This window comes from Demequina sp., assembly GCF_049841215.1.
Lineage (GTDB): Bacteria > Actinomycetota > Actinomycetes > Actinomycetales > Demequinaceae > Demequina.
Map to the genome: position 1 here is coordinate 148863 of NZ_JASGEO010000010.1, position 26553 is coordinate 175415.

General features: G+C 66.6%; 28 protein-coding genes and 1 tRNA gene. 19 read left to right on the forward strand and 10 right to left on the reverse strand.

The features are described from left to right. Positions 1 to 5 precede the first annotated feature (5 nt). The 6 genes from QM618_RS04240 (at position 6) to QM618_RS04265 (ending at position 4774) form a co-directional block, all read left to right on the forward strand. Positions 6 to 82: transfer RNA gene (locus tag QM618_RS04240), tRNA-Leu, on the forward strand. Positions 83 to 156: 74 nt separating this feature from the next. Then, positions 157 to 969: a Bax inhibitor-1/YccA family protein gene (locus QM618_RS04245; RefSeq protein WP_428095213.1), complete on the forward strand. Its 813-nt coding sequence runs from the start codon at positions 157 to 159 to the stop codon at positions 967 to 969. 2 nt (positions 970 to 971) lie between these two features. Further along, a complete protein-coding gene (locus QM618_RS04250; protein WP_428095214.1) occupies positions 972 to 1556 on the forward strand; it encodes a hypothetical protein in 585 nt (194 codons plus the stop codon). Positions 1557 to 1561: 5 nt separating this feature from the next. After that, positions 1562 to 2533, forward strand: a complete 972-nt coding sequence (locus tag QM618_RS04255; protein ID WP_428095215.1) for an acetylxylan esterase — start codon at positions 1562 to 1564, stop codon at positions 2531 to 2533. Positions 2534 to 2612: 79 nt separating this feature from the next. Further along, positions 2613 to 3896 (forward strand): flavin-containing monooxygenase, encoded by a 1284-nt coding sequence (locus QM618_RS04260; RefSeq protein WP_428095216.1) that lies wholly within the window; start codon positions 2613 to 2615, stop codon positions 3894 to 3896. Next, positions 3893 to 4774, forward strand: a complete 882-nt coding sequence (locus QM618_RS04265) for an SDR family NAD(P)-dependent oxidoreductase (RefSeq protein ID WP_428095217.1) — start codon at positions 3893 to 3895, stop codon at positions 4772 to 4774. Before QM618_RS04260 ends, QM618_RS04265 begins: the two co-directional genes overlap by 4 nt. Before the next feature lie 194 nt (positions 4775 to 4968). On the opposite strand, the gene msrA is transcribed toward QM618_RS04265, so the two are convergent. Then, positions 4969 to 5619, reverse strand: coding sequence for a peptide-methionine (S)-S-oxide reductase MsrA (gene msrA / locus QM618_RS04270; RefSeq protein ID WP_428095218.1), 651 nt, complete (start codon positions 5617 to 5619; stop codon positions 4969 to 4971). A gap of 85 nt (positions 5620 to 5704) precedes the next feature. Here msrA and QM618_RS04275 point away from each other — a divergent pair, with 85 nt between their 5' ends. From QM618_RS04275 to QM618_RS04290, 4 genes are all read left to right on the forward strand, one after another. After that, positions 5705 to 6859 (forward strand): AI-2E family transporter, encoded by a 1155-nt coding sequence (locus QM618_RS04275; RefSeq protein ID WP_428095219.1) that lies wholly within the window; start codon positions 5705 to 5707, stop codon positions 6857 to 6859. Continuing rightward, a complete protein-coding gene (rlmC, locus tag QM618_RS04280) occupies positions 6859 to 7989 on the forward strand; it encodes a 23S rRNA (uracil(747)-C(5))-methyltransferase RlmC (RefSeq protein WP_428095220.1) in 1131 nt (376 codons plus the stop codon). Before QM618_RS04275 ends, rlmC begins: the two co-directional genes overlap by 1 nt. Positions 7990 to 8161: 172 nt before the next feature. Then, positions 8162 to 8617 (forward strand): hypothetical protein, encoded by a 456-nt coding sequence (locus QM618_RS04285; RefSeq protein ID WP_428095221.1) that lies wholly within the window; start codon positions 8162 to 8164, stop codon positions 8615 to 8617. 32 nt (positions 8618 to 8649) lie between these two features. After that, positions 8650 to 9150 carry a hypothetical protein gene (locus tag QM618_RS04290; RefSeq protein WP_428095222.1) on the forward strand — a complete coding sequence of 167 codons (501 nt, stop codon included), beginning with the start codon at positions 8650 to 8652 and terminating at the stop codon, positions 9148 to 9150. Here the strand turns inward: QM618_RS04290 and greA are convergent, their stop codons facing one another. The 3 genes from greA to trhA form a co-directional block, all read right to left on the reverse strand. Continuing rightward, positions 9151 to 9636, reverse strand: a complete 486-nt coding sequence (greA, locus tag QM618_RS04295) for a transcription elongation factor GreA (RefSeq protein ID WP_428095223.1) — start codon at positions 9634 to 9636, stop codon at positions 9151 to 9153. Positions 9637 to 9715: 79 nt separating this feature from the next. Next, positions 9716 to 10132 (reverse strand): DUF4307 domain-containing protein, encoded by a 417-nt coding sequence (locus tag QM618_RS04300; protein WP_428095224.1) that lies wholly within the window; start codon positions 10130 to 10132, stop codon positions 9716 to 9718. 178 nt (positions 10133 to 10310) lie between these two features. Continuing rightward, positions 10311 to 10967, reverse strand: coding sequence for a PAQR family membrane homeostasis protein TrhA (gene trhA, locus QM618_RS04305; RefSeq protein WP_428095225.1), 657 nt, complete (start codon positions 10965 to 10967; stop codon positions 10311 to 10313). A 77-nt stretch (positions 10968 to 11044) separates the two neighbouring features. On the opposite strand from trhA, the gene QM618_RS04310 reads away from it, so the two are divergent. Then, positions 11045 to 11809 carry an isoprenyl transferase gene (locus QM618_RS04310; protein ID WP_428095226.1) on the forward strand — a complete coding sequence of 255 codons (765 nt, stop codon included), beginning with the start codon at positions 11045 to 11047 and terminating at the stop codon, positions 11807 to 11809. A gap of 300 nt (positions 11810 to 12109) precedes the next feature. Continuing rightward, positions 12110 to 13474, forward strand: a complete 1365-nt coding sequence (locus tag QM618_RS04315) for a PhoH family protein (protein WP_428095227.1) — start codon at positions 12110 to 12112, stop codon at positions 13472 to 13474. Between the two features lie 73 nt (positions 13475 to 13547). Here the strand turns inward: QM618_RS04315 and QM618_RS04320 are convergent, their stop codons facing one another. Beyond that, complete coding sequence (locus tag QM618_RS04320; RefSeq protein WP_428095228.1) at positions 13548 to 14834, reverse strand: glutamyl-tRNA reductase; 1287 nt, start codon at positions 14832 to 14834, stop codon at positions 13548 to 13550. 44 nt (positions 14835 to 14878) lie between these two features. Between QM618_RS04320 and hemE the strand changes: the two genes are divergently transcribed. Both hemE and QM618_RS04330 read left to right on the forward strand, forming a co-directional pair. Further along, a complete protein-coding gene (gene hemE / locus QM618_RS04325; RefSeq protein WP_428095229.1) occupies positions 14879 to 15958 on the forward strand; it encodes a uroporphyrinogen decarboxylase in 1080 nt (359 codons plus the stop codon). 10 nt (positions 15959 to 15968) lie between these two features. Then, positions 15969 to 17234, forward strand: coding sequence for a protoporphyrinogen/coproporphyrinogen oxidase (locus QM618_RS04330; RefSeq protein WP_428095230.1), 1266 nt, complete (start codon positions 15969 to 15971; stop codon positions 17232 to 17234). On the opposite strand, the gene QM618_RS04335 is transcribed toward QM618_RS04330, so the two are convergent. Beyond that, on the reverse strand, positions 17231 to 18877 hold the full coding sequence (locus QM618_RS04335) for an FAD-dependent oxidoreductase (protein ID WP_428095231.1): 1647 nt from the start codon (positions 18875 to 18877) through the stop codon (positions 17231 to 17233). The two genes, QM618_RS04330 and QM618_RS04335, sit on opposite strands and share 4 nt — an antisense overlap. 292 nt (positions 18878 to 19169) lie before the next feature. Between QM618_RS04335 and QM618_RS04340 the strand changes: the two genes are divergently transcribed. From QM618_RS04340 to QM618_RS04355, 4 genes are all read left to right on the forward strand, one after another. Next, entirely contained in the window at positions 19170 to 19427 is a 258-nt protein-coding gene (locus QM618_RS04340) for a metal-sensitive transcriptional regulator (protein WP_428095232.1), read from the forward strand. 51 nt (positions 19428 to 19478) lie between these two features. Continuing rightward, on the forward strand, positions 19479 to 20153 hold the full coding sequence (gene hemQ, locus QM618_RS04345; protein ID WP_428095233.1) for a hydrogen peroxide-dependent heme synthase: 675 nt from the start codon (positions 19479 to 19481) through the stop codon (positions 20151 to 20153). Then, positions 20150 to 21307, forward strand: a complete 1158-nt coding sequence (locus tag QM618_RS04350; protein ID WP_428095234.1) for a ferrochelatase — start codon at positions 20150 to 20152, stop codon at positions 21305 to 21307. Before hemQ ends, QM618_RS04350 begins: the two co-directional genes overlap by 4 nt. Before the next feature lie 92 nt (positions 21308 to 21399). Then, on the forward strand, positions 21400 to 21888 hold the full coding sequence (locus QM618_RS04355; protein ID WP_428095235.1) for a hypothetical protein: 489 nt from the start codon (positions 21400 to 21402) through the stop codon (positions 21886 to 21888). A 3-nt stretch (positions 21889 to 21891) separates the two neighbouring features. On the opposite strand, the gene QM618_RS04360 is transcribed toward QM618_RS04355, so the two are convergent. The 4 genes from QM618_RS04360 to QM618_RS04375 all read right to left on the reverse strand — a co-directional run bounded on the left by QM618_RS04360 (position 21892) and on the right by QM618_RS04375 (position 26021). Further along, positions 21892 to 23214 carry an NAD(P)/FAD-dependent oxidoreductase gene (locus tag QM618_RS04360; RefSeq protein WP_428095236.1) on the reverse strand — a complete coding sequence of 441 codons (1323 nt, stop codon included), beginning with the start codon at positions 23212 to 23214 and terminating at the stop codon, positions 21892 to 21894. 67 nt (positions 23215 to 23281) lie between these two features. Then, positions 23282 to 24670 carry a class II fumarate hydratase gene (locus QM618_RS04365; RefSeq protein WP_428095237.1) on the reverse strand — a complete coding sequence of 463 codons (1389 nt, stop codon included), beginning with the start codon at positions 24668 to 24670 and terminating at the stop codon, positions 23282 to 23284. Between the two features lie 185 nt (positions 24671 to 24855). Beyond that, positions 24856 to 25797: a carbohydrate kinase family protein gene (locus tag QM618_RS04370; RefSeq protein ID WP_428095238.1), complete on the reverse strand. Its 942-nt coding sequence runs from the start codon at positions 25795 to 25797 to the stop codon at positions 24856 to 24858. Continuing rightward, a complete protein-coding gene (locus tag QM618_RS04375) occupies positions 25794 to 26021 on the reverse strand; it encodes an exodeoxyribonuclease VII small subunit (RefSeq protein ID WP_428095239.1) in 228 nt (75 codons plus the stop codon). The genes QM618_RS04370 and QM618_RS04375 overlap by 4 nt, the downstream gene beginning before the upstream one ends. An 85-nt stretch (positions 26022 to 26106) precedes the next feature. Between QM618_RS04375 and QM618_RS04380 the strand changes: the two genes are divergently transcribed. Next, positions 26107 to 26553 carry a hypothetical protein gene (locus QM618_RS04380; protein WP_428095240.1) on the forward strand — a complete coding sequence of 149 codons (447 nt, stop codon included), beginning with the start codon at positions 26107 to 26109 and terminating at the stop codon, positions 26551 to 26553.

Genomic DNA, 26553 nt, shown 5'->3' on the forward strand with positions numbered 1-26553 from the left:
GGCACGCCCCCGTAGCCCAATTGGCAGAGGCAGCCGACTTAAAATCGGTCCAGTGCGGGTTCGAGCCCCGCCGGGGGCACCAATGACGGCCCAAAGGCCCGACGTTGCGGCTCGTGCGCGCCGGTAGACTTTCCGCATCCCATACAAGGAGGCACAGTGGCCAGCCCAGTATTCAGCTCCGGCAAGGAATTCCAGCCGAACGCGCGCTTTGAGCAGATGAACCAGCCCGTCTCGGCGGACCAGCTGCAGGCGCAGTTTGACTTGCCTTCGGCAACGCCAGAGCAGACCAACCGCATGACGTACGAGGGCGTGGTGTCCAAGACCGCGATCATTGCGGTGGGCGCCTTCATCGCGGCTGTGCCCGGGTACCTGATTCCCAACGTCCTGGCGATGTACGCGTCTGCGCTCGTGGCCTTCGTGGTGAGCCTCGTCATCATCTTCCGCAAGAAGAACAGCCCCGCGCTCATCGCGATCTACGCGGTGACGGAGGGCTACTTCCTCGGTGCGCTGACCACGTTCATCGAGACCCGCTTTGAGGTTCCCGGAGCTGGGCTGCAGGCGCTCGTGGCAACGTTCGCCACCTTCGCCGTTGTGCTCGCGCTTTACCGTTCCGGCAAGGTGCGCTACACGTCAAAGATGCGCCGCTTCCTCATGATCAGTGGACTCGCGTACCTGGTATTCAGCCTGTTCAACCTTGGCTACATGATCTTTGGAAGCTCCGGCAGCGCGTGGGGCCTTCGCACCGATGTGATGGTTGGCCCGGTTCCGCTTGGCGTGGTCATCGGTATCGCCGCCGTGCTCATTGCGTGCGTCTCCCTCATCGCTGACTTCGACTTCATCGACAACGCGGTCAAGAACGGTGCGCCAAAGGAGATCGAGTGGAAGGCCGCGTTTGGCCTCATCCTCACGCTCGTGTGGCTGTACATCGAGTTCTTGCGCATCATCGCCATCCTCTTTGGCCGCCGCTAGCGATGTCTCCAGAACGCCCAGGCATCTCCCCGGCAGACGATCCTTACGAGTTCGACTGGCCGGATGACGCCAAGGAGGAGCGGGCCGCGCTCCGCGAGGCGGAGGCCAAGAAGACCCACGTCAATCCGGCACCGCTGCTGCTAAGTGCCGCTGTGATTGGCACGGGCACGGTGCTGATGTTCGTGCTGCCCGTGTCCATCCTCGCGGGCTCGCTCACGTTCTTCATCGCGATGACCGCTCCCATCGTGCTTGGCGGGCTCGTGGTGGCGCTCTTGCCCGCGGTGCTCCTGCAGCGCGCGTCAGCCGGATGGCGACGCGGCCTTCCCGAGGTGGCCTTCCTGGCGCTTGGTTTCACCATTGGCATGGCGTGGACCTGGGTGGTGATGACATATTTCAACGCCCCACAGCCCGACGTTGTGCGCACCTCTGTCTTCATGGGCACCGCAGTTGCCGCCGCCTTCTTTGCGGCTCGCGGTTGGGCGGAGAACTTCCGGCACATGCCCCGTTACGTCTACACGGCAGCCGGAGTCATCGGCCTGCTCGTGGTAGCGAGCATCATCAACTACATCCTGTTTGCGATTGGCTAACCTTCATGGCCCTGTTTGACCTGCCCCTCGACGACCTGCGTACCTACCGCCCAGAGGTGGCCGAGCCCAACGACTTCGACGACTTCTGGAGCGGCACGCTGGCTCAGGCGCGCGCGTTCGGCGGGGAGGTCTCCCTGGAGCCCGTGACCCCGGGGCTGCCCAACGTTGAGGTCTTCGACATGACGTACCCGGGCTTCAACGGGGAGCCGATCAAGGCCTGGTACTCGCGTCCTGCGAGTGCCACGGGAAACGTGCCGGTGGTGGTGCAGTTCCACGGCTACGGCGGTGGCAGGGGGGTGGCGTTCGAGAACACCTTCTGGCCAAGCGCCGGCTACGCGCACGTTGTGATGGACAACCGCGGCCAGGGCTCGTCGTGGGGAAACGGCGGAGGCACCCCTGACCAAGGCCCCGCAGGCAAGTCGATCCCTGGCTTCATGACGCGCGGAGTCGAGGACCCTCACACGTACTACTACCGTCGGCTCTTCACGGACGCCGTCCGGTGCATCGACGCGGCGCGAACCCTTCCCGGCGTGGACGCATCGCAGACGTTCGCCCTTGGTGGCTCGCAGGGCGGCGCGTCCACCCTTGCCGTGGCGGGGCTCGTCGATGACCTCGTTGGCGTGGCACCAGACGTGCCCTTCATGTGCCACTTTGGCCGCGCCGTGACAATCACCGATGCGGACCCGTTCGCAGAGATCCGCCGCTACCTCGCGGTGCACCGCAGCGACATCGAGCAGACCATGCACACGCTCAGCTACTTCGACGGCGTGAACTTTGCGAAGCGCGCCAACGCCCCTGCGCTGTTCAGCGTGGCGCTCATGGATGAGATCTGCCCGCCGTCAACGGTCTTTGCCGCCTTCAACGCCTACGCGGGCGGGGCCAAGGACATCGATGTGTACCACTTCAACGGTCACGAGGGCGGGCAGGGTCACCAGGGCTACAAGCAGTGGCGGTTCGTGAGCAATCTCACCCGCTGACGTAGCGGAGTGAGTGGCGTCGCCGCCACTAAAATGATCCCGGTGCAGGGGGAGCACTCACTCACAGCTGAGGAGACCCATGCGCGACACGTGCATCATCGGCGCAGGCCCCGCGGGCCTTGCCGCCGCCCGTGCTCTCAAAGAGCGCGGCCTTCCCTACACCCACATCGAGCGCAACGAAGGCGTTGGCGGCTTGTGGGACATCAACGCGCCAGGCTCGCCCATGTACGAGTCCGCCCACTTCATCTCGTCGAAGACGCTCAGCGGTTTCACCGGCTTTCCCATGCCGGAGGACTACCCGGACTACCCCAGCTACAAGCAGATCTACGCGTACATCAACTCATTCGCGGATCACTACGGCCTGCGGGACGCGATCGAGTTCAACACCGAGGTTGCCAACGTCGAGAAGCTCGACGACGGCGGGTTCCGCGTAACCCGTGCCAATGGCCAGGCGAGCGAGCACGATCAGGTGATCGTAGCGTCGGGCGTGCAGTGGTACCCCAATATCCCTGAAATCCCTGGTAACTACACGGGCGAGGTGCGCCACACGGTGAGCTTCCGCGCCCCAACCGAGTTCACCAACCACCGCGTGCTGGTGGTGGGCGCGGGTAACTCGGGCTGCGACATCGCGTGCGACGCCGCCCGCCACGCGGATGAGGCGTACATCTCCGTGCGCCGCGGCTACTGGTTCATCCCCAAGCACATCTTCGGCAAGCCCGCGGACGTGTTCGCGGATGAGGGCCCCACGTTGCCGATGTGGCTCGAGCAGAAGGTGTTTGGCGGCATGCTGCGCGTCATGAACGGCGACATGCGCCGCCTTGGCCTGCCCAAGCCGGACCACAAGCTCTTCGAGACGCACCCCATCCTCAACACCCAGCTGCTGCACTACTTGCAGCACGGCGACGTCATCGCCAAGCCGGGCATCGAGTCCGCAGAGGGCACCACGGTGACGTTCACGGACGGCACCTCGGTGGATGTCGACATGATCATGCTGGCCACCGGGTACATCCACAAGGTGCCGTTTGCGCAGGGCCTCATGGGATCCGAGCAGCACCCGCTCATGTACATGACCGCGTTCTCCCGGACGCCCGGCCTGTACGGCGTGGGCTTCGTCGAGACCAACGGTGCCGCGTATGTGCTGATGTCACAGCTCAGCGCCATGATCGCGTCGCACATTGACGACAAGACCAAGCGGCCGGAGAAGTGGGCCGAGTTCGAGCAGCGCATCCAGACGGATACCCCGGACCTCTCCCGCGGCATCAAGTTCGTGGACTCGCCGCGCCACCAGGGCTACGTCGACGGCGTCGCCATCACCAAGTACATCAAGAAGACGGCCAAGCAGTTCGCGTGGGACGTGCCGTGAGTTCTGCGGCTCTAGATCTGACGGACCGGGTCGTCGTCGTCACCGGGGGCGGGGGAGGGATTGGGTCCGCGTTTGCGCGGTTGGCTGCCGATCGCGGCGCTCGCCTTGTGCTCGTTGACATCCGGCCCGACGCTGCGGGCAAGGTCGTCGCCGACCTCCCGGGCGGCCCGCATTCAGTGCTTGTTGGTGACCTGACGTCGCGAGCGGACGTGGAGCGAATCCTGGCGGCTGTTGAGGCCGAGCATGGGCGCATCGACGTGCTCGTCAATAACGCGGGCATGACGTCCGCGGAGCGCTTTGACGAGCGGTCCGTGGAGTCCATCGAGCTCGAGCTCAACGTCAACCTCTACGCGCCGCTCATGCTGACGCGCCTGGCAGTTGACCTGTTGCGCGCTTCTGATGACCCACGCGTTGTCTCCACCGTCTCGCTTGGCGGCATTTTCCCGCTTGGCGAAACGCCCATCTACACGGCGTCCAAGTTTGGGCTGCGTGGCGCGATGCTGTCGATCGCGCTGGATCTGCGGACCAAGGGCATCCTCGCCGGCTCCGTTCTCCCGTCAGCGACCGATACCCGCATGCTGCGCCAAGAGGCCCTGGACGGTGGCAACGCGCTGCAGTTCCAGGACCCGCCACAGTCGCCAGAGCAGGTCGCCCGCGCCATGATGAAGGTGCTCGACAAGAAGCGCATCGAGGTCTACCCGCGCGTGTCAGAGTCCTGGCTCGTGAAGACCGCGATGCTCATGCCGAATGCGCTGCCGCGCCTCATGCCGCTGTTCCGCGGCAAGGGCGAGCGGGGACAAGCCAAGTACATCCAGCAACTCCGCGACCGCGGCCTCATCGAGACCATCGACGGAGTGGACCGGCTCACGGAGCAGTAGGCGCTCCCGCGCGCGTCGCGAGGTCGGCTTCCGCGGCGTGCCGCGCCGAGTGCGAGCTCTGAGTGCCTGAGTGCTGGAATCGCGATCAGAACCGACACTGAGGCACTCAGGGGATGCTCAACGCTGCGGCCCGCGAGGTGCGGCCGGCAGTGCCCGCGCACTGCCGGCGCGCGCTCGCGGCCCGCAGTGCGCGGTTACGCGTAACTGACCTGGCAGAACCCGTGATTGCAGTAGCCGCCTGGATTCTTGTACAGGTACCCCTGGTGGTAGTCCTCGGCGTAATAGAACTGACCGTCCCCGGCCCCAGCCACAGGCAGAATCTGCGTCGAAATGGTGCCGTACCCGCCGTCGGCCAGCTTGGCCTGATACTGGTCCCTGCTCGCCAAAGCCGCCGCCAACTGGGCCTCCGTGGAGGTGAAGATCGCCGAGCGGTACTGCGTCCCAATGTCCCCGCCTTGACGGTTGGGGGTGGTGGGGTCGTGGTTCTCCCAGAACGCCGCGAGCAGCGTCTCGAGGCCAACAACGGAGGGGTCGTAGACCACTTGCACCGTCTCCGTGTGGCCCGTCTGGGCCGTGCAGGTCTCGACGTAGGTGGGGTTGGGGGTCCAGCCGCCCATGTAGCCAACGGCGGTCACGTACACGCCGGGGATCTGCCAGAAGATCCGCTCGGCGCCCCAGAAGCAGCCCATCGCGAAGTAGATGACCTCGCTGCCCGCGGGGTACGGCCCGCGCAACGGCGTCCCGAGCACCACGTGGTTGGGCGCGATCTCCATGACCTCCGAGCGGCCACGCATCGCGTCCTCGCGCGTGACCATCACCTGCTTGTCAACACCAATACCGAACATGGGTTACTCCCTTCGCCGTGTGGGAAACGCGCGCGCACGCGGCAATGTTCCGCTGACGGCCCGACGGCGGCGTTAGGCTCGCGATATGGTTCGCCTCTCTCTCAGGCCCAGTAAGAAGTCGGTTGATGGCGCCGATGGCGCACCCGCCGGATCCATCCCCTACGGCTTTGTGCTGACCGCGGCGTGGGCGTGGCGGCTCATCGCCATTGGCATTGTTGCGCTGGCCGCGTTGAGCCTGTTCGCAACCCTGTCCACGATCCTCATGCCGATGATCATCGCGCTCATCATCGCGGCTCCGCTTGAGCACCTGGTGACGCGCATGGAGAAGCATCACATCCCGCGCGGAGCGGGCGCGGCGATCGTGATTCTGACGCTCGTGGTCCTTGTGCTTGGGCTCTTGGTGGCCGCGGGCGGCACTATCGCCGCGGGCTTCGAGGACCTGCGGGTGCAGGCCGTGGAGGGCTTCAACACGTTCCTTGACTGGCTCGTCAAGGGCCCGTTCCACGTTGACCCCACGCAGATCACCGAGTGGCAGCAGAAGGCGCAGGACTTCCTCACCAAGAACTGGCTTGGGGTGGCGAATGGCGCATTGTCCGTTACCGGGACCATCGGTGCGGTGTTCGCCGGTGCGGTGATCGCGCTGCTCTCGCTGTTCTTCTTCCTCAAGGATGGCCGCCTCATGTGGCTGTGGGGGGTGAAGCACACCACCGGCGACAACGCGGACCGCGTGGACAACGCCGGCACCGCCGCGTGGGGCACACTCGGTCGCTACGCCCGCACCAGCGCGTTCGTCGCGATGATCGACGCGGTGGGAATTGGCATCGGCGCGTGGATTCTTGGGCTGCCGCTCGTCATCCCCATTGCCATCCTGGTATTCCTCTTCTCCTTTGTGCCGATGTTCGGTGCCGCCATTTCAGGCGCCATCGCGGTGCTCATCGCGCTTGTGGACGGCGACTGGGTGAAGGCGCTCATCATGCTCGGCATAGTCATCCTGGTGCAACAGCTCGAGGGCTCCATCCTGTACCCGCTGATGTTTGGCAAGGCCGCCTCGCTGCATCCCATGGTGATCCTGTTGTCCGTCTCCGCCGGAACGCTCCTCGCGGGCTTCATCGGCGCGGTCATCGCGGTGCCGTTCATCTCGTTCATCACGACGTTCATCACCAAGTTGCGGGACCCTGACGCCCCAGCGCCCGGCGAGGAAGAGGAAGACGGAGAGTCGCTCGCCATCGCGCCCGCGTAATGGAGTGCGCCTACTACCAGGCGGGACGGTGCAGGTCGTGCACCATCATCGAGTTGACCCACCCCCAGCAGGTCGCGCGCAAGGTGGCGCACTGCACGTCTCTCTTGCCTTCTGGAATCACGTGGCTTGAGCCCGTCGTTGGGCCGGAACGCGGGTTTCGCACCAAGGCCAAGATGGTGGTTGGCGGCTCCGTTGACAGCCCGACGCTGGGGATACTTTCGCCCGACGGCACCGGAGTGGACCTCGCCGAGTGCCCGCTGTATCCTGGCTCCCTTTCCGTCGCCTTCGCGCCCCTCAGTGAGTTTGTGACGCGCGCTCGGCTCGAGCCGTACTCGGTGGCTGAGCGGCGCGGAGAGCTCAAGAACATGATCATCACGGCGGCGCCTAGCGGTGAGCTCATGGTGCGGTTTGTGCTGCGGTCCACCGAGTCGCTCGCGCGCATCCGTAAGCATCTGCCGTGGTTGCAGGAGCGGTTACCGCAGTTGGCCGTCGCCTCCGTGAACCTGCTCCCAGAGCATCGCGCTGTGGTGGAGGGCGAGACCGAGATTCTGTTGACCGACGCGTCCTCGCTCACGATGGCCGTCAACGGCATCGATCTGCACCTCCAGCCGCAGAGCTTCTTTCAGACCAACACCGACGTGGCGACCGCGTTGTACCGACAGGCGAGGGAGTGGGTGCAGGCGGTGGCGCCGGCCTCCGTGTGGGACCTCTATTGCGGGGTTGGCGGGTTCGCGCTGCACGTGACGGCGCCCGGCCGCACCGTCACAGGCGTGGAGGTGGCCGAGGCCGCCGTGGAGTCGGCGCGGCTGTCTGCGGCGGCCCTGGGTGTGGACGCGGAGTTCATCGCCCCCGAGTTCATCGCGGCCGACGCGACCCAGTGGGCGCTTGCCCAGGCTGCCGCTCCAGAGCTGGTGATCGTCAACCCACCCCGCCGGGGCATTGGTGAGGCGCTCGCGGACTGGTTGGAAGCGTCGGGCGTGCCGACTGTTGTGTACTCAAGCTGCAACTCCGAGAGCCTCGCGAGAGACCTGGCGCGGATGCCGTCGCTGCGGCCGACTCGTGGCAGGGTGCTCGACATGTTCCCGCATACGGAGCACTACGAGGTGGCGGTGCTGTTGCACCGCATGTGACGGGGGTCGAGATGATGATCTGCGGTCCACTCTCCGGTGCGCTTGCCCAACTCTTGCGGGCCGATTTAGCTGCGTGTACGTTGGCCTCATGGCCATGGCCATGGCCATGGCACCGCGCCACGCTTCGCGAGCAGGCGGAGGGACGTCTCGATTCGCACGAAGTAGTGCCTCCGTGTTCACCGGGTTGGTGGTGTTTGTGGCTAGTGCGTCGCTCGCGTTGGCGGATACCAGTTACGGAAACTGGAAGTCATTTAACGCCGGGAGCACCGGTGCAACCGTGCGCGCTCGCAATTACGTGGTTTCCGACACGAGCGCGCACACGTTTCGCGCATACACAATAGTTACGCGACTTCCCTACACGTCGGCGACAGTGCCAGCTTACGGTGCCGGCGCCAACGCCGAGCTCCGCGACTACTACGGCACCCTCATGGCCGCGACAACCTGGAGTTACAACGTGGGTCCAATCCCCGGCGGCACGTCGACAGTCGTTCTGAGTTTCACGGCAGCGGCGTACACGAGCCAGGCCACCGCTGCGCATTCCGACGGTGAGGCGCGTGGGGCGAAGTCAAGTGGCTCTGGCTACACAACCTACGTTCTTGACCGGAGCGGCAATGTGGCGAATTACTAGGGGGGTGGCGGACTGTGCGAGTCTCACGTGACGTGAGTCGGCTTCCTCTTGCGATGGCGCTCCTGGGGGCCATGGCGGGCGTGGCAGCCGCGTTTGTCGGAGGAACGAGTGGGGGCGAGCAGCGGGTGGAGAGTTCTGCGGTGGTGCAGAGCGCTAGTGACCGCCACGTCGTGTCGAACACACCAAGCGGGTCCCCAGAGGAGCATGAACTCATTCCGGTGATCAACGATGATGGTGCGCTCGCGTACGTATGGGCAGACGAACTTGCCGCGGCGTCGGGAGGTGCCGTTGCATCTCCTGAAGAAGCGCGGCGTTGGATGGACCATATCGCTGATCTGCGCGCGAGTGGTGTTACCGAGATCTTGATCCCGGCCTACTCCGCCGATGGAACCACGGTGACAGGGCAGTTCGCCATCGCGATTGCGGACCCCGGCGGCCTTTCTGACATCTCCGATGATGAACTCAAGGAAGTCTTCGCGGACGATCCGGAGATTCTCGAAGAGTTGCTCGCGCAAAAACACGCGAGTGACTGATTACGGTTGAAACGGCTCCGCGGCGAGCACCTTGACGGCGATCTCGTTGCCGTTGGGTGCGGTGTAGGAGGTCTCGTCGCCAACGGCCTTGCCCAGCAGTGCGGCGCCAAGCGGCGACTGCGCGCTGAAGACATCGAGGTCCGTGCCTTCCGCGATCTCGCGCGAGCCAACGAGGAAGCGCATCTCGCGCCCCGCCACGGACGCGGTCACGACGGAGCCGGAAGCAATTGTGCCGTCGGACTCGGGGGCCTCGCCAACCACGGCCGTGCGCAGGATGCTGCGCAACTGCTCGATGCGCGCCTCTTGCTTCGCCTGCTCCTCGCGGGCGGCGTGGTAGCCACCGTTTTCCTTGAGGTCACCCTCTTGGCGGCGCTCGTCAATCTCCTTGGCGATGGCGGCGCGCCCAACGTTGACAAGGTGGTCGTACTCGGCCTGGAGACGGTCGAACGCCTCCTGGGTCAGCCACTGGCCAGCGGTCTCGGTCACGGTGTTACTCCTCGTAGGTGAAGCGGCAAGGGTACCAAGCGGCGTTGCGTGGCCCAAAGCGCGTGCGCTGCAGTGTGACTCAGTCGGCAGCTTCGCAGTACTTGACGAGAGCCGTGGTGGCCTCCTCGGTGGTGACGATGGAAGCGGTGATGCGCTGCTCGTTTCCGTCCGCGCGCTTCACGAGAACGTCGGCAACGCCCACCTCCGCGAAGCGCGAGTTGAGGGCGCGCAGGTGGCAGATGGCGTCCGAGTCCTTGTAGAGGAACACATTGAACGTGGCCTCCGCCTTAGTGGGGGAGTCAATCTGGAAGCCCACGTCGCTCCACCGCACGGGATCCTGCGCGGCCTGCCAGCCAAACCAACTCGCGATGAGCGCCAGCACCCCTACGCCCGCCCAGCCCCAGACCTTTGCGCGGCGGGACACGCGCGGTGGCGAGACGTCCGCCTCGTCCTCCACAGCGTCGGGCAGGGGGCCCGGGTCCTCAGGGGTGCTCATGCTGAGGCAGGATAGTCGCTGGAAAGGAGAGCGGATGACCTCGACGTTCAGTGGCGGGCCAGGGTTCCTTGCGTTTGTGGTGACCTTTGGGCTGGTCGTGGCCGGAGTGCTGCTGTTCCGCTCCCTCAGCAAGCATCTGAGGAAGGTGCGGACTCATCCGCCAGAGGACGCCGCGGCGTCACGCGGCGTTGAAGAGGACGATGGCACACGCGATGAAGTGGCAGACGAACCCGGCGATCGTTAGCGCGTGAAAGATCTCGTGGAAGCCAAAGTAGCGCTCTGATCCGCGCGGCCATTTGGTGCCATAGATGACGGCGCCAACGGTGTAGCACAGGCCGCCAACGGCCACGAGGATCACGACGGCCAGGCCACCCGCCTCGTAGAACGGCTTGATGTAGCCGATCGCCACCCAGCCGAGCACCACGTACATGGGCGTGTAGAGCCATCGCGGGGCGCCTACCCACAGCACGCGGAACAGCACGCCAAGGATCGCTCCGCCCCACACCAGGCACAGCACCACCACGCGTTGCGTTCCCTCGAGCAGGAGCACCACGAGCGGCGTATACGTTCCCGCAATGATGATGAAGATATTGGCGTGGTCCATGCGCCGCAGCACGGCCTTTGTCTTTGGCGACCAGTTGCCGCGGTGGTACACCGCGCTGGTGCCGAAGAGCAGCACCGCGGACAGCGTAAAGATGGCCGCAGACACGCGGCCGGCAAGGGTGGGGGCGAAGACAACGAGCGCCATGCCCGCGACGAGCGCGAGCGGGGCGGCACCAAGGTGCAGCCAGCCTCGCATCAGCGGCTTTGCGGGGTCCGGGAGGTTCTCAGCCATGAACCTACGATACCGTAGGTTAGCCTGGCGGGCGGTAGCGTTGGCGCGAATGCGGGGGCGAGCCGAAGGGACGTGGCGTGGGAATCAGCTCGGTTCTCTATCCGCTGTATGAGCGCCGCCTCACGCGCGCTATCCGCAAGGGTGGGTCCGTTCCTCGTCACGTTGGCGTGATCCTCGACGGCAACCGGCGCTGGGCTCGCCAGGCGGGCGCGTCGACTGCCACCGGGCATCAGAAGGGCGCGGACAAAATCACCGAGGTTTTGGAGTGGTCCGCGGAGTCCGGCGTGGAGGTGGTGACGCTGTGGATGCTGTCCACGGACAACCTGTCGCGCGACCCCGGTGAGCTAACTGCCCTCCTCGACATCATCTGTTCGGCCGTTGAGACCCTCGCCGCCGATGGCCGCTGGAGGCTTCAGCATGTCGGCGACGCTTCCCTCCTCCCGCCCGACGCTGCGGCCAGGATTGCGCGAGCCGTCGCCAGCACTGCCTCGGCTGGGTACCTCCATGTGAATGTGGCCGTTGGGTACGGCGGGCGTCACGAGATTGCTGATGCGGTGCGCGCGTACTTGCGGAGCGAGGCGGCCTCTGGTGCCTCCTTGGAGCAGGTGGCGAGCTCGTTGTCCGTGGAGACGATCGCTGAACACCTTTACACGAAGGGCCAGCCGGATCCGGACCTGGTCATCCGCACCTCTGGAGAGCAGCGGCTTGGCGGGTTCCTGCTGTGGCAGTCCGCGCACTCGGAGTTCTACTTCTGCGAGGCGTACTGGCCCGACTTCCGGCACGTCGACTTCCTGCGCGCCCTGCGCGACTACGCCCAGCGCGAGAGGCGACTGGGGCGCTAGGCGAGATTGGCGTCGGGCCGGCCGCGTCTGCACCCCGCCCAACCGGAGCGACAGAATCCCGGCTGATCCCTCTGGTTCGCCCATGCCCGACGCTGTGGCCGGCTTGCGTACGACACTCCCGGGCTCGTGGGGCCAGGTGAAGAGTGTGTTACGCGCGGCGTGTCGCTTGCGGGGTGGGAGTGGCACGCGCTTACCGTCGGCCTTGTGGTTAGCGCACGACGCCGGACCTACCTGGTCTTGGCCTGACAGATCGCCGTAGGGCGTCTGGCGCCCTGCGGCCTCAACCGCTGGGAGCCCCGCGTGACCGACACCGCAAGCACCACCGCCCCTGACCTCGCAACCGACGGCGCCGTCGCCGTCAAGACCTACGTGCTCGACACGTCGGTGCTGCTGAGCGATCCGCGGGCGATCAAGCGATTTGCCGAGCACTCCGTGGTGCTTCCGGTTGTGGTGATCACGGAACTTGAGGCGAAACGCCATCACCCCGAGCTGGGTTACTTCGCCCGCAGCGCCCTGAGGATGCTCGATGACCTGCGGGTGGTTCACGGCAAGCTCGACGAGCCCGTCTCCGTCAACGAGACCGGCGGCACCGTGCGCGTGGAACTCAACCACACGGATCAAGAGGTGCTCCCGAGCGGATTCCGCCTTGGCGACAACGACACCCGCATTCTCGCGGTGGCCGCGAACCTCGCCGCTGAGGGCCACGACGTCACGGTCGTCTCCAAGGATCTCCCGATGCGCGTCAAGGCGTCCGCCTTGGGCATCGAGGCCGAGGAGTACCGCGCGGAGCTGGCCGTGGATTCCGGCTGGACCGGCATGCGCGAGATTCAGCTCACGGACGAGCAGATGTCGTCGCTGTGGGAGCACGAGTCCCTGCCCACTCTCACGGCAGCTGAATGCGGCGAAGACCTCAAGGCCCTCCCGGTCCACACCGGGCTGGTGATCCACTCCGGGCGAGGGAGCGCGCTTGGCCGCGTCACCGACTCCGGCGAGGTCCGGCTGGTGCGCGGAGACCAGGAGGTCTTTGGCGTTCACGGCCGCAGCGCGGAGCAGCGCATCGCGATTGACCTGCTCCTCGACGAGTCCGTTGGGATCGTCTCGATGGGTGGCCGCGCGGGAACCGGTAAGTCGGCGCTTGCGCTCTGCGCCGGTCTCGAGGCCGTGATGGAGCGCCGTCAACACAAGAAGATCATGGTGTTCCGGCCGCTCTACGCCGTGGGCGGCCAGGAGCTTGGCTACCTTCCGGGCGACGCCGCCGAGAAGATGAACCCGTGGGCGCAGGCCGTCTTCGACACCCTTGGCGCGATGGTCAGCGGCGAGGTCGTGGAAGAGGTCATGGCGCGCGGCATGCTCGAGGTGCTCCCGCTCACCCACATTCGCGGTCGCTCGCTTCACGACGCGTTCGTGATCGTTGACGAGGCTCAGTCCCTTGAGCGCAACGTGCTGCTCACGATGCTGAGCCGCATTGGCCAGGACTCGCGCGTGATCCTCACGCACGACGTGGCGCAGCGTGACAACCTCCGCGTTGGCCGCCACGACGGCATCGCGGCGGTCATCGAGGCCCTCAAGGGCCACCCGCTCTTCGCGCACGTGACACTCGAGCGCAGCGAGCGCTCCGCTGTCGCGGCGCTCGTCACGGACATGCTCGAGCGGCTGGATCTGTAGTCCTCACTCCCCGGATTGGGTGCTGAGTACCCATTCGGGGAGGGGGAGAGCGGCGGCCCGACGCTGGGGCTGGCTAGTCCTCGACGCTTGCGTGGTCCACGGGGCACGCGTCATCGGGGACGGCAACGTCGATGCCGTAGAGCGCACGGATAGCGGCCAAGTACCGCTCCTGCTCGCCGGCTACGGCGTGCTCGCGGGCCCGCACGGTCGGCACGTGCAGCAGGGTCTTCGCGAAGTGACGCAGCGCGTGCTCCGCGGCGTCGGCGCGGGCAACGGTGTCAGCGTCGGCTCCGGGCGCGGGACGCAGGCGCGCCACCTCGCGTTCCAAGAGCCCAAACACGTGCTCGCGCAGCGCCACCACGGCCGGGTCCAACGTACGTGAGGCGTCGTCGAATCGCGCCACGGCGTGGGCAACGATCGCGCGCGCGGCCTCGACAGCAGTCACGGACTCCTCGGGAGCCTGCGCGCCAACGGACACAAGATCCACAACGTGCACGCCGGGCAGCGAGCGAACATCGAAGTCCACATCCCGCTCGAGCGACAGATCAATGACGGTGAGCGGCGAGGAGACCCCCGATCGAGCCAGAGCAACATCCGCAGCGGAAAGCACCAGTCCCTCACCACCAGAACACGCGAGCACCACGTCGGCGGCGCGCACGGCACCGGCCAAGTCCTCGGCACCAAGCGCCTCAAGCCCATGTGCCGCCGCGAACTCCAAAGCCCGCCCGCTCGGCGAGAACACCCCAACCACGGACGCCCCGCGCCCTTGCATCGCCCCTACCGCAGCGTCGGCCAGGCCACCGGTACCAATGACCAAGACGCGGGCGCCCGCCCAGGTGACCGTGGCGTCGGCCAGATCCAGCGCGACGGAAACCACAGAGCGGCCGGACGTTCCAAGCCCCGTAGAGGAGGCGACGACGCGCGACGTGCGCAGCGCGGACTGGAAGAGCTTGTCGAGTTGCGGAGTGAGCACTCCACCCGCGCGCGCGTCCGCGTGGGCGCGGCGCACCTGGCCGGAGATCTCGCGCTCGCCAACGACCATGGACTCAAGCCCCGTGGCTACGGATAAGAGGTGGCGCACGGCGTCATCGCCCTCGAAGGTCTCGAGGGCCGCGGAAATCTCGGAAGGCGTCAGGGGAGAGCGGGTAGCAATCGAGGACACCAGCGCGGCACGCGCGGCCTCGGCATCGACGGCCTCGAGGTACACCTCAAAGCGATTGCACGTGGGAAGCACCACGGCACCGGAGACGACGGGAGAGGCCACAACCGCGGCGCCAAGGGCGTCCGCCCCCACACTCAACTGTTCCAGCAGTGCGAGGTCGCGGTTGCGGTGAGAGGCCACAAAGCTGACGAGCACCACCCCTCCATTCTGACACGCGCGTGGAACCAGGCAGAATCGGACACATGCCTCAGTCCCAACTGATCGACGGCCACCCCCTGCTCACCGGCGCTGTCGCGGACTCGCCACTGCTCGCCGCCTACCGCGGGGACGTGCCGAGCCGACGCCCCGTGTGGTTCATGCGCCAGGCCGGACGTTCCCTCCCCGAGTACCGCGAGACCCGCGCGGGCACGGACATGCTCGACGCGTGCCTCACCCCAGAACTCGCCGCGGAGATCACGCTTCAGCCGGTCCGACGCTATGGCGTGGACGCCGCGATTTTCTTCAGTGACATTGTGGTTCCGTTGAAGCTGGCCGGGTTGGAAGTGAGTATTCAGCCTGGTATTGGGCCGGTTTTTGCGCGGCCTATCCGCACGATGGCCGACGTCGAGGCGCTCCCGGAGCTCGACGAGGACTTCATACGCGCCCTCACGCCTGTAGCGCAGGCCGTGGCGCTCACCACGGCGCAATTGGGTGGCACGCCACTCATTGGCTTCGCCGGTGCTCCGTTCACGCTCGCCGCGTACATGGTGGAGGGCAAGGCGTCTCGCGACCACTTGGGCGCGCGTCGCCTCATGGCGGAAGCGCCCGACGTGTGGGCGGGGTTGGCAGCCTGGGTGGCCGAGGTGTCTGGCTGGTTCTTGCGCACCCAGGTGCTTGCTGGGGCGTCGGCCGTGCAGCTCTTTGACTCGTGGGCCGGCTCGCTCAGCACCGCCGATTACGAAAAGTTCTGTCAAGCGGCCTCCGCGCGCGTCTTTGAGCTCGTCTCAGACCTTCCCGTGCCGCGCGTCCACTTTGCAGCGAATGGCGCCCACCTGCTCGCGCCCATGGCGGCCACTGGCGCCACCGTGATGGGAGTGGACTATCGGCTCCCGCTCGATGAGGCGGTGCTTGAGGTGGGTCACCTGCCGCTCCAGGGCAACATCAATCCCGCGTACCTGACTGCACCATGGGAGACCCTGCGCGAGCACGTGGACGATGTCCTCATGCGTGGCGCCCACGCGAGTGGTCACGTCGTGAACCTCGGCCACGGCGTGCCGCCGGACACCGATCCGGATGTGTTGCAGCGCATCGTGGATCACGTCCACGACGCGCCCGTCGCGTAACAATGGCTTTATGCGTTCGGTAGTCATCGGCTCTGGCCCCGCGGGGCTCATCGCCGCGCGGGACCTGCTCGCTCGCGGCGATGCCGTGACGGTGCTCGAGGCCACGGACACCGTTGGCGGACGGGTGACATCCCTCGAACTGGACGGCCTCACCCTTGACGCCGGAGCCGAGTCTTTCGCCACTCGTAGCGGCGCGGTGGCGACCCTGTGCGCGGACCTGGGCCTCAGCGTCGGGCCGCCTGCCGCAACCCCCGCCTGGGTGGTGGGTCCAGGGCGTGCGTACCAACTACCGGCGACGGGCTGGCTCGGCATCCCCACTCGGCCGCTCGACAAGGACGTGCGCAAGATCATCGGCTCGAGCGCGGCCGTGCACGCCTCGCTGGAGCCGCACCGGCCGCTTGGCGAGATCCCCGACGACATCACCGTAGGCGCCCTGGTGCGCGCGCGGCTTGGCGATGAAATCGCTGAGTCCCTGGTAGCGCCGGTGTTGCAGGGTGTCTACTCGCGGCACATCGACGCGCTCCAGCTCGCGGACATCTCCCCAACGCTGCCCGCCGAGCTGCGCGAGGCAGGCTCTCTGCTGAAGCTCGCGGAGGTCAAGCGTGCGCTCTCGCCCGCCGGATCCGCCGTGCTGGGGGTGGAAGGCGGAATGTGGCGGCTCACGAGCGCCCTCGCCGAGGCGATTCGCGACGGCGGCGGTTCGATCGTCACGCAGGCGGCCGCGGACAAGCTCTCCTACGAGGACGGCGCCTGGCGCGTGGATGCCGGCGGGGGCAGGGTGGTGGGCGATCGCGTGGTTCTCGCCACGCCCCTGCCCGACGCTTCCCTCCTTGTGCCAGGGCTCCCGGCTTTTGAGCCGCGCAAGGTGGCGGTGGTCACCTTGGTACTCAACGCACCTGAGCTAGATGGGGCGCCCCGCGGCACCGGCGTGCTCGCGGTCGACGGGGTGACGGGTGCGAAGGCGCTCACGCATTCCACGGCGAAGTGGCCGTGGCTGGCACGGATGGCCAAGGGCAGGCACGTGGTGCGGATGTCCTATGCGCTCGAGAACCTGCCCGCGGATCTGGATGCTGGAGCGCTCGCGGACGCATCGCGGCTACTGGGCGTGGAGTTGAGTGCCGCGAACCTGCGCGGATCCGCGGCGCGCATCTGGACTGATGCGGCACCCGTTGCCGTCGAGGACGTCAACCCGCAGCCCGGCCTGTACCTGGTAGGCAGCGCTGCGGGGCTCACCGGCTTGGCGAACATCGCCGCAGCGCCCGCTCCCTGGGACTAGGCGGCGCCCACCGGGGTGAGGGTGCGCACCCCGTCCCGCCACGTGAGCCATCCGCCGTCGAGATTGACCGCGTCGTAACCCCGTTGGCGTAGCAATCGGGTTGCCGTGTGGCCGCGCTGCCCCACTTGGCAGTGCACCACGATCGTGCCGCTCGTGGGCAGTTCGTCGTGCCGCACGCGCAACTCGTCGAGGGGGATGTTGACCGCGCCGTCCACGGCGCCGCGAGCGTGCTCGGCGGGGGAGCGGACGTCGATGATGGCGGCGGCGTTGAGCCCGGCGAGGTCGTGCCACTGAATGGCTGGCGTGAGGCCGTCGCTGAGGTTCTCGGCGACGTAGCCGAGCATGTTCACGGGATCCTTCGCACTGCCGAACTCGGGAGAGTAGGCGAGTTCAAGGTCCGCGAGCTCGCTCGCGGTGATGCCGCCGGCCATCGCCGTGGCGATGACGTCAATGCGCTTGTCCACCCCCGCCCCGCCAACGGCCTGGGCGCCCAGGATGCGGTTGGTAGCCGGATCAACGATCAGCTTGATGGCCATCTGTTGCGCGCCGGGAAAGTAGCCCGCGTGGTCCATGGGGTGTGTGTGGATCACGCGCACCTCACGCCCCGCGGCGCGAAGAACGCGCTCGCTGTGACCCGCCATGGCCGCCACCTTTCCGAACACGGACACGATCGCCGTGCCTGTGCTTGGGCGACCCTTGGTCGGTAGACCGGCAATTGCGTCCGCGATGCGGCGGCCGTGCCGGTTGGCGAGGTTGGCAAGCGGGATGTTCCGGGAGTTGCCGGTGAGCGCGTCGCGCTTTGCCGCGGCATCACCTGCGGCGTAGACGCTGGGCGCACTTGTGCGGCCGTCCTCGTCTGTGAGGATGGCACCTTGAGGGCTGAGGGCGAGCCCGGCGTTGGCCGCCAACTGTGAATCGGGGCGCACGCCGATCGCGGCCACGACCACGTCGGCGTCGACGAACAGCTCGTCAGCATCGCTCGTGGTCACGTGCACACCGGAAGCGTCGATCGATTGCGCGCGTGCACCCGTAAGCACCCGCACGCCGTTGGCTTCGAGGGCGTCCTGAATCCTGACCGCCATCTCCGCGTCGAGCGCGCCAAGCACCTGCGGAGCGAGCTCCACCACCGTGACCGCAAGGCCTCGGCGCGCGACGTTCTCGGCCACCTCCAACCCAACGAAACCGGCGCCAATGACCACGGCCGTGCGGGACCCGGCCACAGCGTCGGCCAGGCGATCGGCATCGCCAACGTCTCTCAGCGTGAGGGCTCTTTCGGCGCCAGGGATGTCGGGGACGACGGGGCGCGCGCCGGGCGTGAGCACCAGGTTGTCGAAGGACTCGAGATACTCGCCGTCGGGTCCGTGGACGGCCACCGTCTTGGCGAACGTGTCGATGGCGGTGACGCGAGAGTTCACGCGGACGTCGAGGTTGAAGCGCTCGTGGAGGGACGCCGGGGTCTGCAGCAAGAGCGCGGAGCGCTCCGAAATCACGCCGCCCACGTAGTACGGCAGGCCGCAGTTGGCGAAGGAGACATGCTCGCCGGCCTCGAGGACAACGATGTGGGCGTGCTCGTCGAGACGGCGCAGGCGCGTCGCGGCGCTCATGCCTGCTGCCACTGCCCCAACAATCACTGTCTTGGCCATCGAAACCTCCGTGGTGTTTGCTTTGCGGATACCCCCAGGGGTATTATTATGGCACACGTCATTGACGCTGACGACGGACCAACGACCCAACGAGGAGAACTCATGTGCTCACCCATCACCTGCCGCGTGTGCGGCAAGACCACCTGGACCGGGTGCGGTCAGCACGTGGACTCTGTCAAAAAGCAGGTCCCGGCGGGCCAGTGGTGTGAGGGCCACGGTAATCAGGAGCAGGGCCGTAGCCTGTTCTCATGGCTCCGCGGGTCATAGCCCCCGCACTGCGAAAGGCGCACGCATGACAGACCCCAACACCTCGGCAATCAACCGGCTCAAGCGCGCTCGCGGGCAGCTTGACGGCGTGATCCGCATGCTCGAAGAGGGCGCCGATTGCGAGGCGTCTGTGACGCAGCTTGCCGCCGTGTCCAAGGCGCTGGACCGGGCGGGATTTCTCATCATTTCCCAGGGTCTTCGCGAGTGCCTCGACGCCCCAGAGGGTGACCCTCGCCGCGGCAACCTGGACCGCCTGGAGAGGGTCTTCCTGTCCCTCGCGTAGGCGCTCGCGTAGCGATTTCGCGATAGTAGTTCGCAGGGCCACACTGGAACCATGACGGATCAGCCCCATGGCTTCACCCTGTTCAGCGTCCTTGACGGACTCCTTCACGCGCCAGATGACGAACTCGCGGAGATCTGCGAGCACTTCGATCACGCCGTGGAGGAACTCGCAGAACACGAGGTCACGTTGCGCGGCATCTACGATGTGAGCGGCATGCGCGCGGACGGCACCGTGATGCTGTGGCTACACGGTCCGCGCCTTGAGGACCTGCAATTGGCGCTGCGCGAACTGCGCGCCACTGAGTTGCTCGCGGACACCAAGCTCACGTGGTCCGCGGCGGGCGTGCACCGCCCCGCCGAGTTCAATAAGGCCCACGTACCAGGCTTCTTGCGCGGGGAGGCCGCGCGCGACTGGCTCACGGTCTATCCGTTTGTACGCTCGTATGACTGGTACCTGCTCCCCGAGGAGGAGCGCTCAAAGATGCTCCGAGAACACGGCATGAAGGGCGCCGCGTTCAAGGGAGTCGTGGCCAACACGGTCTCCGCGTTCGCGCTCGGCGACTACGAGTGGCTGTTGCCCATGGAGGCCGATGATGTTACGGAACTCGTCGACATGATGCGCGACCTCCGCTACACCGAGGCCCGCCTCTACGTGCGCGAGGAGCTGCCGTTCTACACGGGCCGCCGCGTCACCACTGCAGAGGCCGTGGAGGTGCTCGCGTCGTGACCGCAGAGGTGAGTGGCGGCGTGAAGCCGCTCGCAGCGTCGGACCGCGTTCTTGCTCCCGCGCCCTATGACTGCATCCTGCTCGCCGGCTTTGGCGGGCCAGAGGGCCAAGACGACGTCATCCCGTACCTGCGCAACGTGACCCGTGGCCGCGGCATCCCCGACGAGCGGCTCGAGGAAGTGGCGCACCACTATCGCCACTTTGGCGGCATCAGCCCCATCAACGATCAGAACCGCGCCCTCAAGGCGGCGCTCGAGGCGGAGATCGCCGCACGCGGGCTCGGTTTGCCTGTCTACTGGGGAAACCGCTTCTGGGCGCCCTACTTTGCGGACGCCCTGCGCGAGCTCCACGCCGACGGCCACCGCCGGGTTCTCGTGCTCGTCACCACGGCCTTCTCCTCCTACAGCGGCTGCCGCGCCTATCGCGAGGACCTCGCTACCGCGCTCGAAGAGACCGGTCTGGGCGGCGAGCTCGTTCTCGACAAGGTGCGCCAGTACTTTGACCACCCCGGTTTCGTTGGCCCCAACGTGGAGTTCGTCTTGGGTGGCCTCCGCGAACTGGCCGACGCTGGGCATGGCTCACACCCCTATGTCATGTTTTCGACGCACTCGATTCCCACGGCGGCGGCCGACGTCTCGGGTCCGCGCGAGGCGCTCCCGGGCGGCGAACCCGTGCCGCTTGGCGACGGCGGCGGTTGGTACGGCGCTCAGCAGCGCGCGGTGTGCGAGCTCATCATGGAGGCCGTCGCCGAGGAGTACGGCGAGGTGCCGTGGTCGCTCGTGTTCCAGTCGCGATCGGGTCCGCCAACGCAGCCGTGGCTAGAGCCGGACATCAACGACGCGATTGAGGCCCTGCCGGAAGACGTATCCGGCCTGGTAGTCAGCGCGATCGGCTTCGTGAGCGACCACATGGAGGTGCTGTGGGACCTCGACAATGAGGCGCTCGAGACCGCAGAAGGGCGCAACCTGCCGATGGTGCGCGTGCCCACCGTTGGCGTGGACCCCGACTTCGTGAGCGGCCTCATCGACCTCGTCCAAGAGCGGACGGACGGCACTGAGCGCCAAGCCCTCACCGAACTTGGCCCGTGGCAAGACGTGTGCCCAACCGACTGCTGCCTCGGCCGCACGCCAAAGGCGACGATCGCGTCCTGCTAAGCCCTAGCGTCGGGCCTATTACGCAACGATCGTGTTGCGTAATCCGCGAGTGACCACGTAGCCTAGGGGCAATCACTCGAACGGAGCTCTCCATGACGCTGTCGCGCCAGACAGTCCACGGCCTCGCGGCCCTCTGCGGCGGCATCCCCGACCTCACGTTCACGGTGTCCACTTCGTCCGGCGGCGATCTCTGGGTTGCCGAGCACCCCGACGCCCAACTGTGCGTGCACGCGTTCCGCCAGGCCATCCAGGAGTGGCCAAAGTCGCAGTGCCACGAGCCGTGCATCGAGAACGTGATGTTCGACGAGTTCGACGAGTTGGGTGGCGTGCTGAGCCGCGTGGGCGAGCGCTGGTTTGTCTCGCTCCTCACGGCAGACGCAACCGCCGCGTGCCTGCGCACGTGCGCCGACATCGACAACAGCATCGACGCGCTTGTGCGCGAAGACCTTGAGTTCAACGTCTCCGTGGTGCGGCTATCGATGCGCGAGCCCAACGAGGCCGTGCTCGACGACGCTGCCATTGCAGGCTACGCGGCGTGCCTCACCGAGGAACTCACGCGCGCAAGCACGCGCGCGGCGTAGCCCTCAAGACTCCGCGGCCTCCTTGAAGGCCTTTCGGGGCTCGGCGAGCCGTCCCATCGACACCAGGTCTCGCCGGAAGAACAGCGCCGTGGTCCAGTCAAGGATCACGCGCGCCTTGCGGTTGAAGCTGGGGATTTGCAACATGTGATACGTCCGGTGAGCGAACCACGCGGGCCACCCGCGCAACTTAACACCCATGATCTGAGCCACGCCCTTGTTGAGCCCGAGCGACGCCACGGTCCCCAAGTGCCGGTGGCGATACTCCTTGAGTTCGCGGCCCTCGATCGCGGCGGCGAGGTTCTTGCCCAGCAGCCGCGCTTGCCGCACCGCGTGCTGCGCGCTCGGCGCGCACCACGCTTGTTGACCATCAGCACCGTCGCCCTTCACCAGGTCGGGTACCTGAGCACAATCCCCGGCGGCCCACGCGCCCTCGGTGACCGTGCCGTCGGGCTTTGCTACCTGCAGGGTTGGCAAGGCGTTGACGTGACCCTTTGGCCCCTTGGGGAGGTCCGACGCTGCGATAAGGGGGTTTGGCTTCACACCGGCCGTCCACACAACTGTGTCCGCGTCGAACTCCTGACCGTCGCTTAAGCGGATGCGGCCGTCCACGCAACTCTCGAGGCGCGTGGACAAGTAGATCTCCATGCCGCGCTTGCTGAGCACGTCGAGGGTGTAGCCGCCCATCTCGTGGCCCATCTCGGGGAGGATGCGGGTGGCGGCCTCGACCATGACGAAGCGGAGATCGGCAGGGGAGAGCTCTGGGTAGTAGCGGAGGGCGGCACGGGCCATGTCCTCTGTCTCCGCGAAGGCCTCGATGCCCGCGAAGCCGCCCCCGACGAACACGAAGGTGAGGAGCTTGCGGCGCGCGTGCGCGTCGTGCGTGGTTGCGGCCCGTGCGATCCGGCCCAGCACAATGTTGCGCAGGTTGATCGCCTCTTCCACCCATTTGAAGCCAAGTCCCATCTCCGCGAGGCCCGGGATGGGAAGCGTGCGGGGGATGGCGCCGAGCGCTACGACGATGTGGTCGTACTCGAGAGTGAGCTTCTCGCCGAAGTCCGTCTCTGCCGTGACCTTGCGGGCCTTGTGGGAAATCTTGGTGGCCTTGGCCTGGATCACCTTGACGCCCTTGAGCGTACGGCGCAGCGGAACCACCACGTGGCGTGCCTCGATTGACCCCGCCGCGGCCTCGGGAAGGAACGGCTGGTAGGTCATGTAGGGGCGGCGGTCAAGGACGGTGATCTCGACGTCCTTCGCGTGCTTGCGCAACGATAGGGCGCTGTACAGGCCAACGTAGCCGCCGCCAAGAATGAGGACCCGCGTGCTCAAAGCAACCATCTCCTGGGGTTAGTGCAACTGTTTAGTGCAACCGCGGGACGACGGCCGGTGTTCCTGACTAATTCTCCCCGACCATGGTGGTCACGTCTAGGAGCGCATCGAGCTGCTCCACCGTGATCTCACCGCGCTCCACGAAGCCAAGGTCGATGGTCGCCTCGCGCACCGTGAGCCCGGCCCTGACCGCATGCTTGGCGATCTTGGCGGCGTTCTCGTAGCCGATGACCCGGTTGAGCGGCGTGACAATCGACGGGCTCGCCTCCGCGAGGAAGCGCGCGCGCTCCACGTTGGCCGTGATGCCGTCCACGGTCTTGACGGCAAGCACCTCCGAGGCGTTCGCGAGCAGCCGCATCGACTCGAGCACGCCGAGCGCCATGACGGGAATCTGCACGTTGAGCTCGAACGCCCCGGATGCTCCCGCCCACGCCACCGTCGCGTCGTTCCCGATCACGCGAGCGCACACCATGAGCACGGCCTCGGGGACAACCGGGTTGACCTTGCCGGGCATGATGCTTGAGCCCGGCTGGAGGTCCGGAAGCGCGATCTCGCCAAGGCCCGTGTTGGGGCCGGAGCCCATCCAGCGCAGGTCGTTGCAGATCTTGGTGAGGCTCACCGCGATCACCTTGAGCGCGCCGCTGACCTCCACAAGCCCGTCGCGCGCGGACTGCGCCTCGAAGTGGTCGCGCGCCTCGGTGATCGGCAGCCCCGTGTCCTCCGCGAGCAGCTCGATGACCCGCTGCGGGAACCCGGCCGGGGTGTTGATGCCGGTGCCAACGGCCGTGCCGCCGAGTGGCACCTCGGCCACGCGGGGGAGCGCCGCCTCGAGGCGCTCGATGCCATAGCGGATGGCGGCCGCGTAGCCGCCGAACTCCTGACCGAGCGTCACGGGAGTTGCATCCATGAGGTGAGTGCGGCCGCTCTTGTAGACCTGAGCAAACTCGCCGGCCTTTGCCTCCAGGGACGAGGCGAGCAGCGTGAGCTTGGGGATCAGGTCGCCTACCAGGGCCGACGCCGCGGCCACGTGCACCGATGTGGGGAACACATCGTTCGAGGACTGCGACGCATTCACGTGGTCGTTGGGGTGCACGTCTCGCCCAAGCGAGCGCGTCGCGAGCGTCGCGATGACCTCATTCGTGTTCATGTTCGACGACGTCCCTGACCCCGTCTGGAAGATGTCGATGGGGAAGTGCGCGTCGTGCGCACCAGAGGCAACCTCGTCCGCAGCGGCGACAACAGCGTCGGCCACCTCCTGGTCAAGCACCCCAAGCTCCGCGTTCGCGCGAGCGGCCGCCTTCTTGATGCGCGCGAGCGCCTCAATGTGGCGACGCTCAAGCGTGATGCCGCTGATGGGGAAGTTCTCCACGGCGCGCTGCGTCTGCGCGCGGTACAGGGCGTCCGCAGGCACGCGGACCTCGCCCATCGTGTCGTGTTCGATGCGGTAATCGGTCATGCGCCCATTGTGTCAGCGCTGGTGACGCCCCACTGGCCCCATCCCCGCCGTATGTGTGCGTCAGAACCACTTTCTGCGGTCTGAACTGTCCTGCGTGTGCGTGCGCGTGCGGCGTTCGCGCTGAGCCACACGCAGCGCAATTGGCACCACAAGAAGTGGTGCTGACGCACACATAAGGCCCGACGCTACGGCTGGGTGTCCTCTGGCGGCACGTCGAGCTCGGCGGATCCGGGAGGGTTGGCCCCAGGGCGCGAGACGGTGATGGCCGCGATCCGCGCACAACGTTCGAGGATCGCGGCGATCGCCTCGTCGGAGAGCGCGCGCAGTTCCGCACGGCGAGAGGCGCCGAGTACTCCCGCGCTCCACAGCCCGTCGATGAGCCCGCCCATAAACGAATCGCCGGCACCAACGGTGTCCGCGACCTCAACGGACGGAGCCTCAACGGACACCGTGCGGTCGCCGGGCAGGAACGCGGTAGCCCCTGAGCCGCCGCGCGTCACCACCACAAACGCGGGGCCAAGCTCGAGCCAACCGCGCGCCACCGCATCCACGTCCCACGTGCTCGCGAGCCACTCGAGGTCCTCATCGGACACCTTGACCACGTCGGCGAGTGCCACCATCTCCTCGATCGCGCCCGTAGCCTCCTCAGGCGAACCCATTAAGGACGGCCGCGCGTTGGGGTCGTACGTCACGGTTGCGGTGTCCCGCACGGACGCGACGATGCGGCGCACGTCGGCCGCGCCGGGGGTCAGCACCGCTGCAATCGAGCCCGTGTGCACCACGAGAGGCTCCGGCCTCGGCGCCGCCGAGTCAGCTACCGCCCACTCAAGCTCAAACTCGTACGTCGCCGCCCCAGACGCATCCAGGTGCGCGGTGGCCACGGAGGTGTGCGGGGCTCCTAGGGAGCCATCAGCGAGAGACACCTGAGACGCCGCGAGGTGCTCGCGGACAAGGCCACCGTTGTCGTCATCGGCCAGGTAGGCGAGCAGTTCGACGTCCCGCCCAAGCCGCCCAAGCCCAATGGCTACATTGGCGGGCGAACCGCCTGGGTGAGCGTCCGTCGTCCCGTCTTGGCGCACCACCACGTCTACCAGGGCCTCGCCAATGACGAGCGCGTGCCCGCTCACTCGTCATCCTCCGCTGCAGTGGCGTCATCGCCACGGTCCGCAGCGATCCGCTCGCGTGCTCCCTCGAGGATTTCTTGGCACCGCGCGGCGAGCTTTTCGCCCCGCTCCCAGAGGTCCAGGGACTCGTCGAGGGTGACGTTTCCCTCCTCAAGGCGCGAGACGATCGTGAGAAGTTCGTCACGCGCGGCCTCAAAACTGTAGGCAGCAATGTCTTTCTCTGGCACGATCCTCAAACTACAGCGTCATAACCAGGACGTTGGTCCCTCTCAAGGGGTGCAACGGTTTTTTGGCCACAATGGAGTGATCATCATGTTTTCAGAGAACTACTCTCGTCAGACGGCTCTCGCAGGCGTTAACAAGGTTCTCGCCGCCGACCTCACGGACAACGAGCTCGCAACGCTCGCCCGCTCCGAGGAGGCCAAGGTGCGTGCCGCAGTTGCCGAGCGCCCCAACACCCCGCTCACGTCGCTTCTGCTCCTTGCGCAGGACGTGGCGCCCGCGGTTCGCGCTGGGGTTGCCCGCAACCCCCGTCCCGACATGCCGGTCGAGCTGCGCCAGGACCTCGCGAAGGACAAGTCCTCCGAGGTTGTGTACGCGGTCATCGACAACCCCGCAACGCCTGACTCGATCCTGAGCAAGTTCACGCGTTCCTTCCACCGTGACTACGCGATCGCGGCCAAGGAGGCCCTGAACACGCGCAAGACGGCGGCTCGGGCAGGCGTGGAGCTCAACGTTTCGGTGGTTCAGCCTCGCTAA

Coding starts and splice junctions, on each gene's coding strand:
- hemQ (WP_428095233.1), top strand. CDS start 19,479: ATGACGGATCAGCCCCATGGCTTCACCCTGTTCAGCGTCCTTGACGGA.
- msrA (WP_428095218.1), bottom strand. CDS start 5,619: ATGTTCGGTATTGGTGTTGACAAGCAGGTGATGGTCACGCGCGAGGAC.
- hemE (WP_428095229.1), top strand. CDS start 14,879: ATGCCTCAGTCCCAACTGATCGACGGCCACCCCCTGCTCACCGGCGCT.
- trhA (WP_428095225.1), bottom strand. CDS start 10,967: ATGGCTGAGAACCTCCCGGACCCCGCAAAGCCGCTGATGCGAGGCTGG.
- QM618_RS04335 (WP_428095231.1), bottom strand. CDS start 18,877: ATGGCCAAGACAGTGATTGTTGGGGCAGTGGCAGCAGGCATGAGCGCC.
- QM618_RS04275 (WP_428095219.1), top strand. CDS start 5,705: ATGGTTCGCCTCTCTCTCAGGCCCAGTAAGAAGTCGGTTGATGGCGCC.
- rlmC (WP_428095220.1), top strand. CDS start 6,859: ATGGAGTGCGCCTACTACCAGGCGGGACGGTGCAGGTCGTGCACCATC.
- QM618_RS04260 (WP_428095216.1), top strand. CDS start 2,613: ATGCGCGACACGTGCATCATCGGCGCAGGCCCCGCGGGCCTTGCCGCC.
- QM618_RS04250 (WP_428095214.1), top strand. CDS start 972: ATGTCTCCAGAACGCCCAGGCATCTCCCCGGCAGACGATCCTTACGAG.
- QM618_RS04330 (WP_428095230.1), top strand. CDS start 15,969: ATGCGTTCGGTAGTCATCGGCTCTGGCCCCGCGGGGCTCATCGCCGCG.
- QM618_RS04300 (WP_428095224.1), bottom strand. CDS start 10,132: ATGAGCACCCCTGAGGACCCGGGCCCCCTGCCCGACGCTGTGGAGGAC.
- QM618_RS04355 (WP_428095235.1), top strand. CDS start 21,400: ATGACGCTGTCGCGCCAGACAGTCCACGGCCTCGCGGCCCTCTGCGGC.
- QM618_RS04380 (WP_428095240.1), top strand. CDS start 26,107: ATGTTTTCAGAGAACTACTCTCGTCAGACGGCTCTCGCAGGCGTTAAC.
- QM618_RS04255 (WP_428095215.1), top strand. CDS start 1,562: ATGGCCCTGTTTGACCTGCCCCTCGACGACCTGCGTACCTACCGCCCA.
- QM618_RS04340 (WP_428095232.1), top strand. CDS start 19,170: ATGACAGACCCCAACACCTCGGCAATCAACCGGCTCAAGCGCGCTCGC.
- QM618_RS04365 (WP_428095237.1), bottom strand. CDS start 24,670: ATGACCGATTACCGCATCGAACACGACACGATGGGCGAGGTCCGCGTG.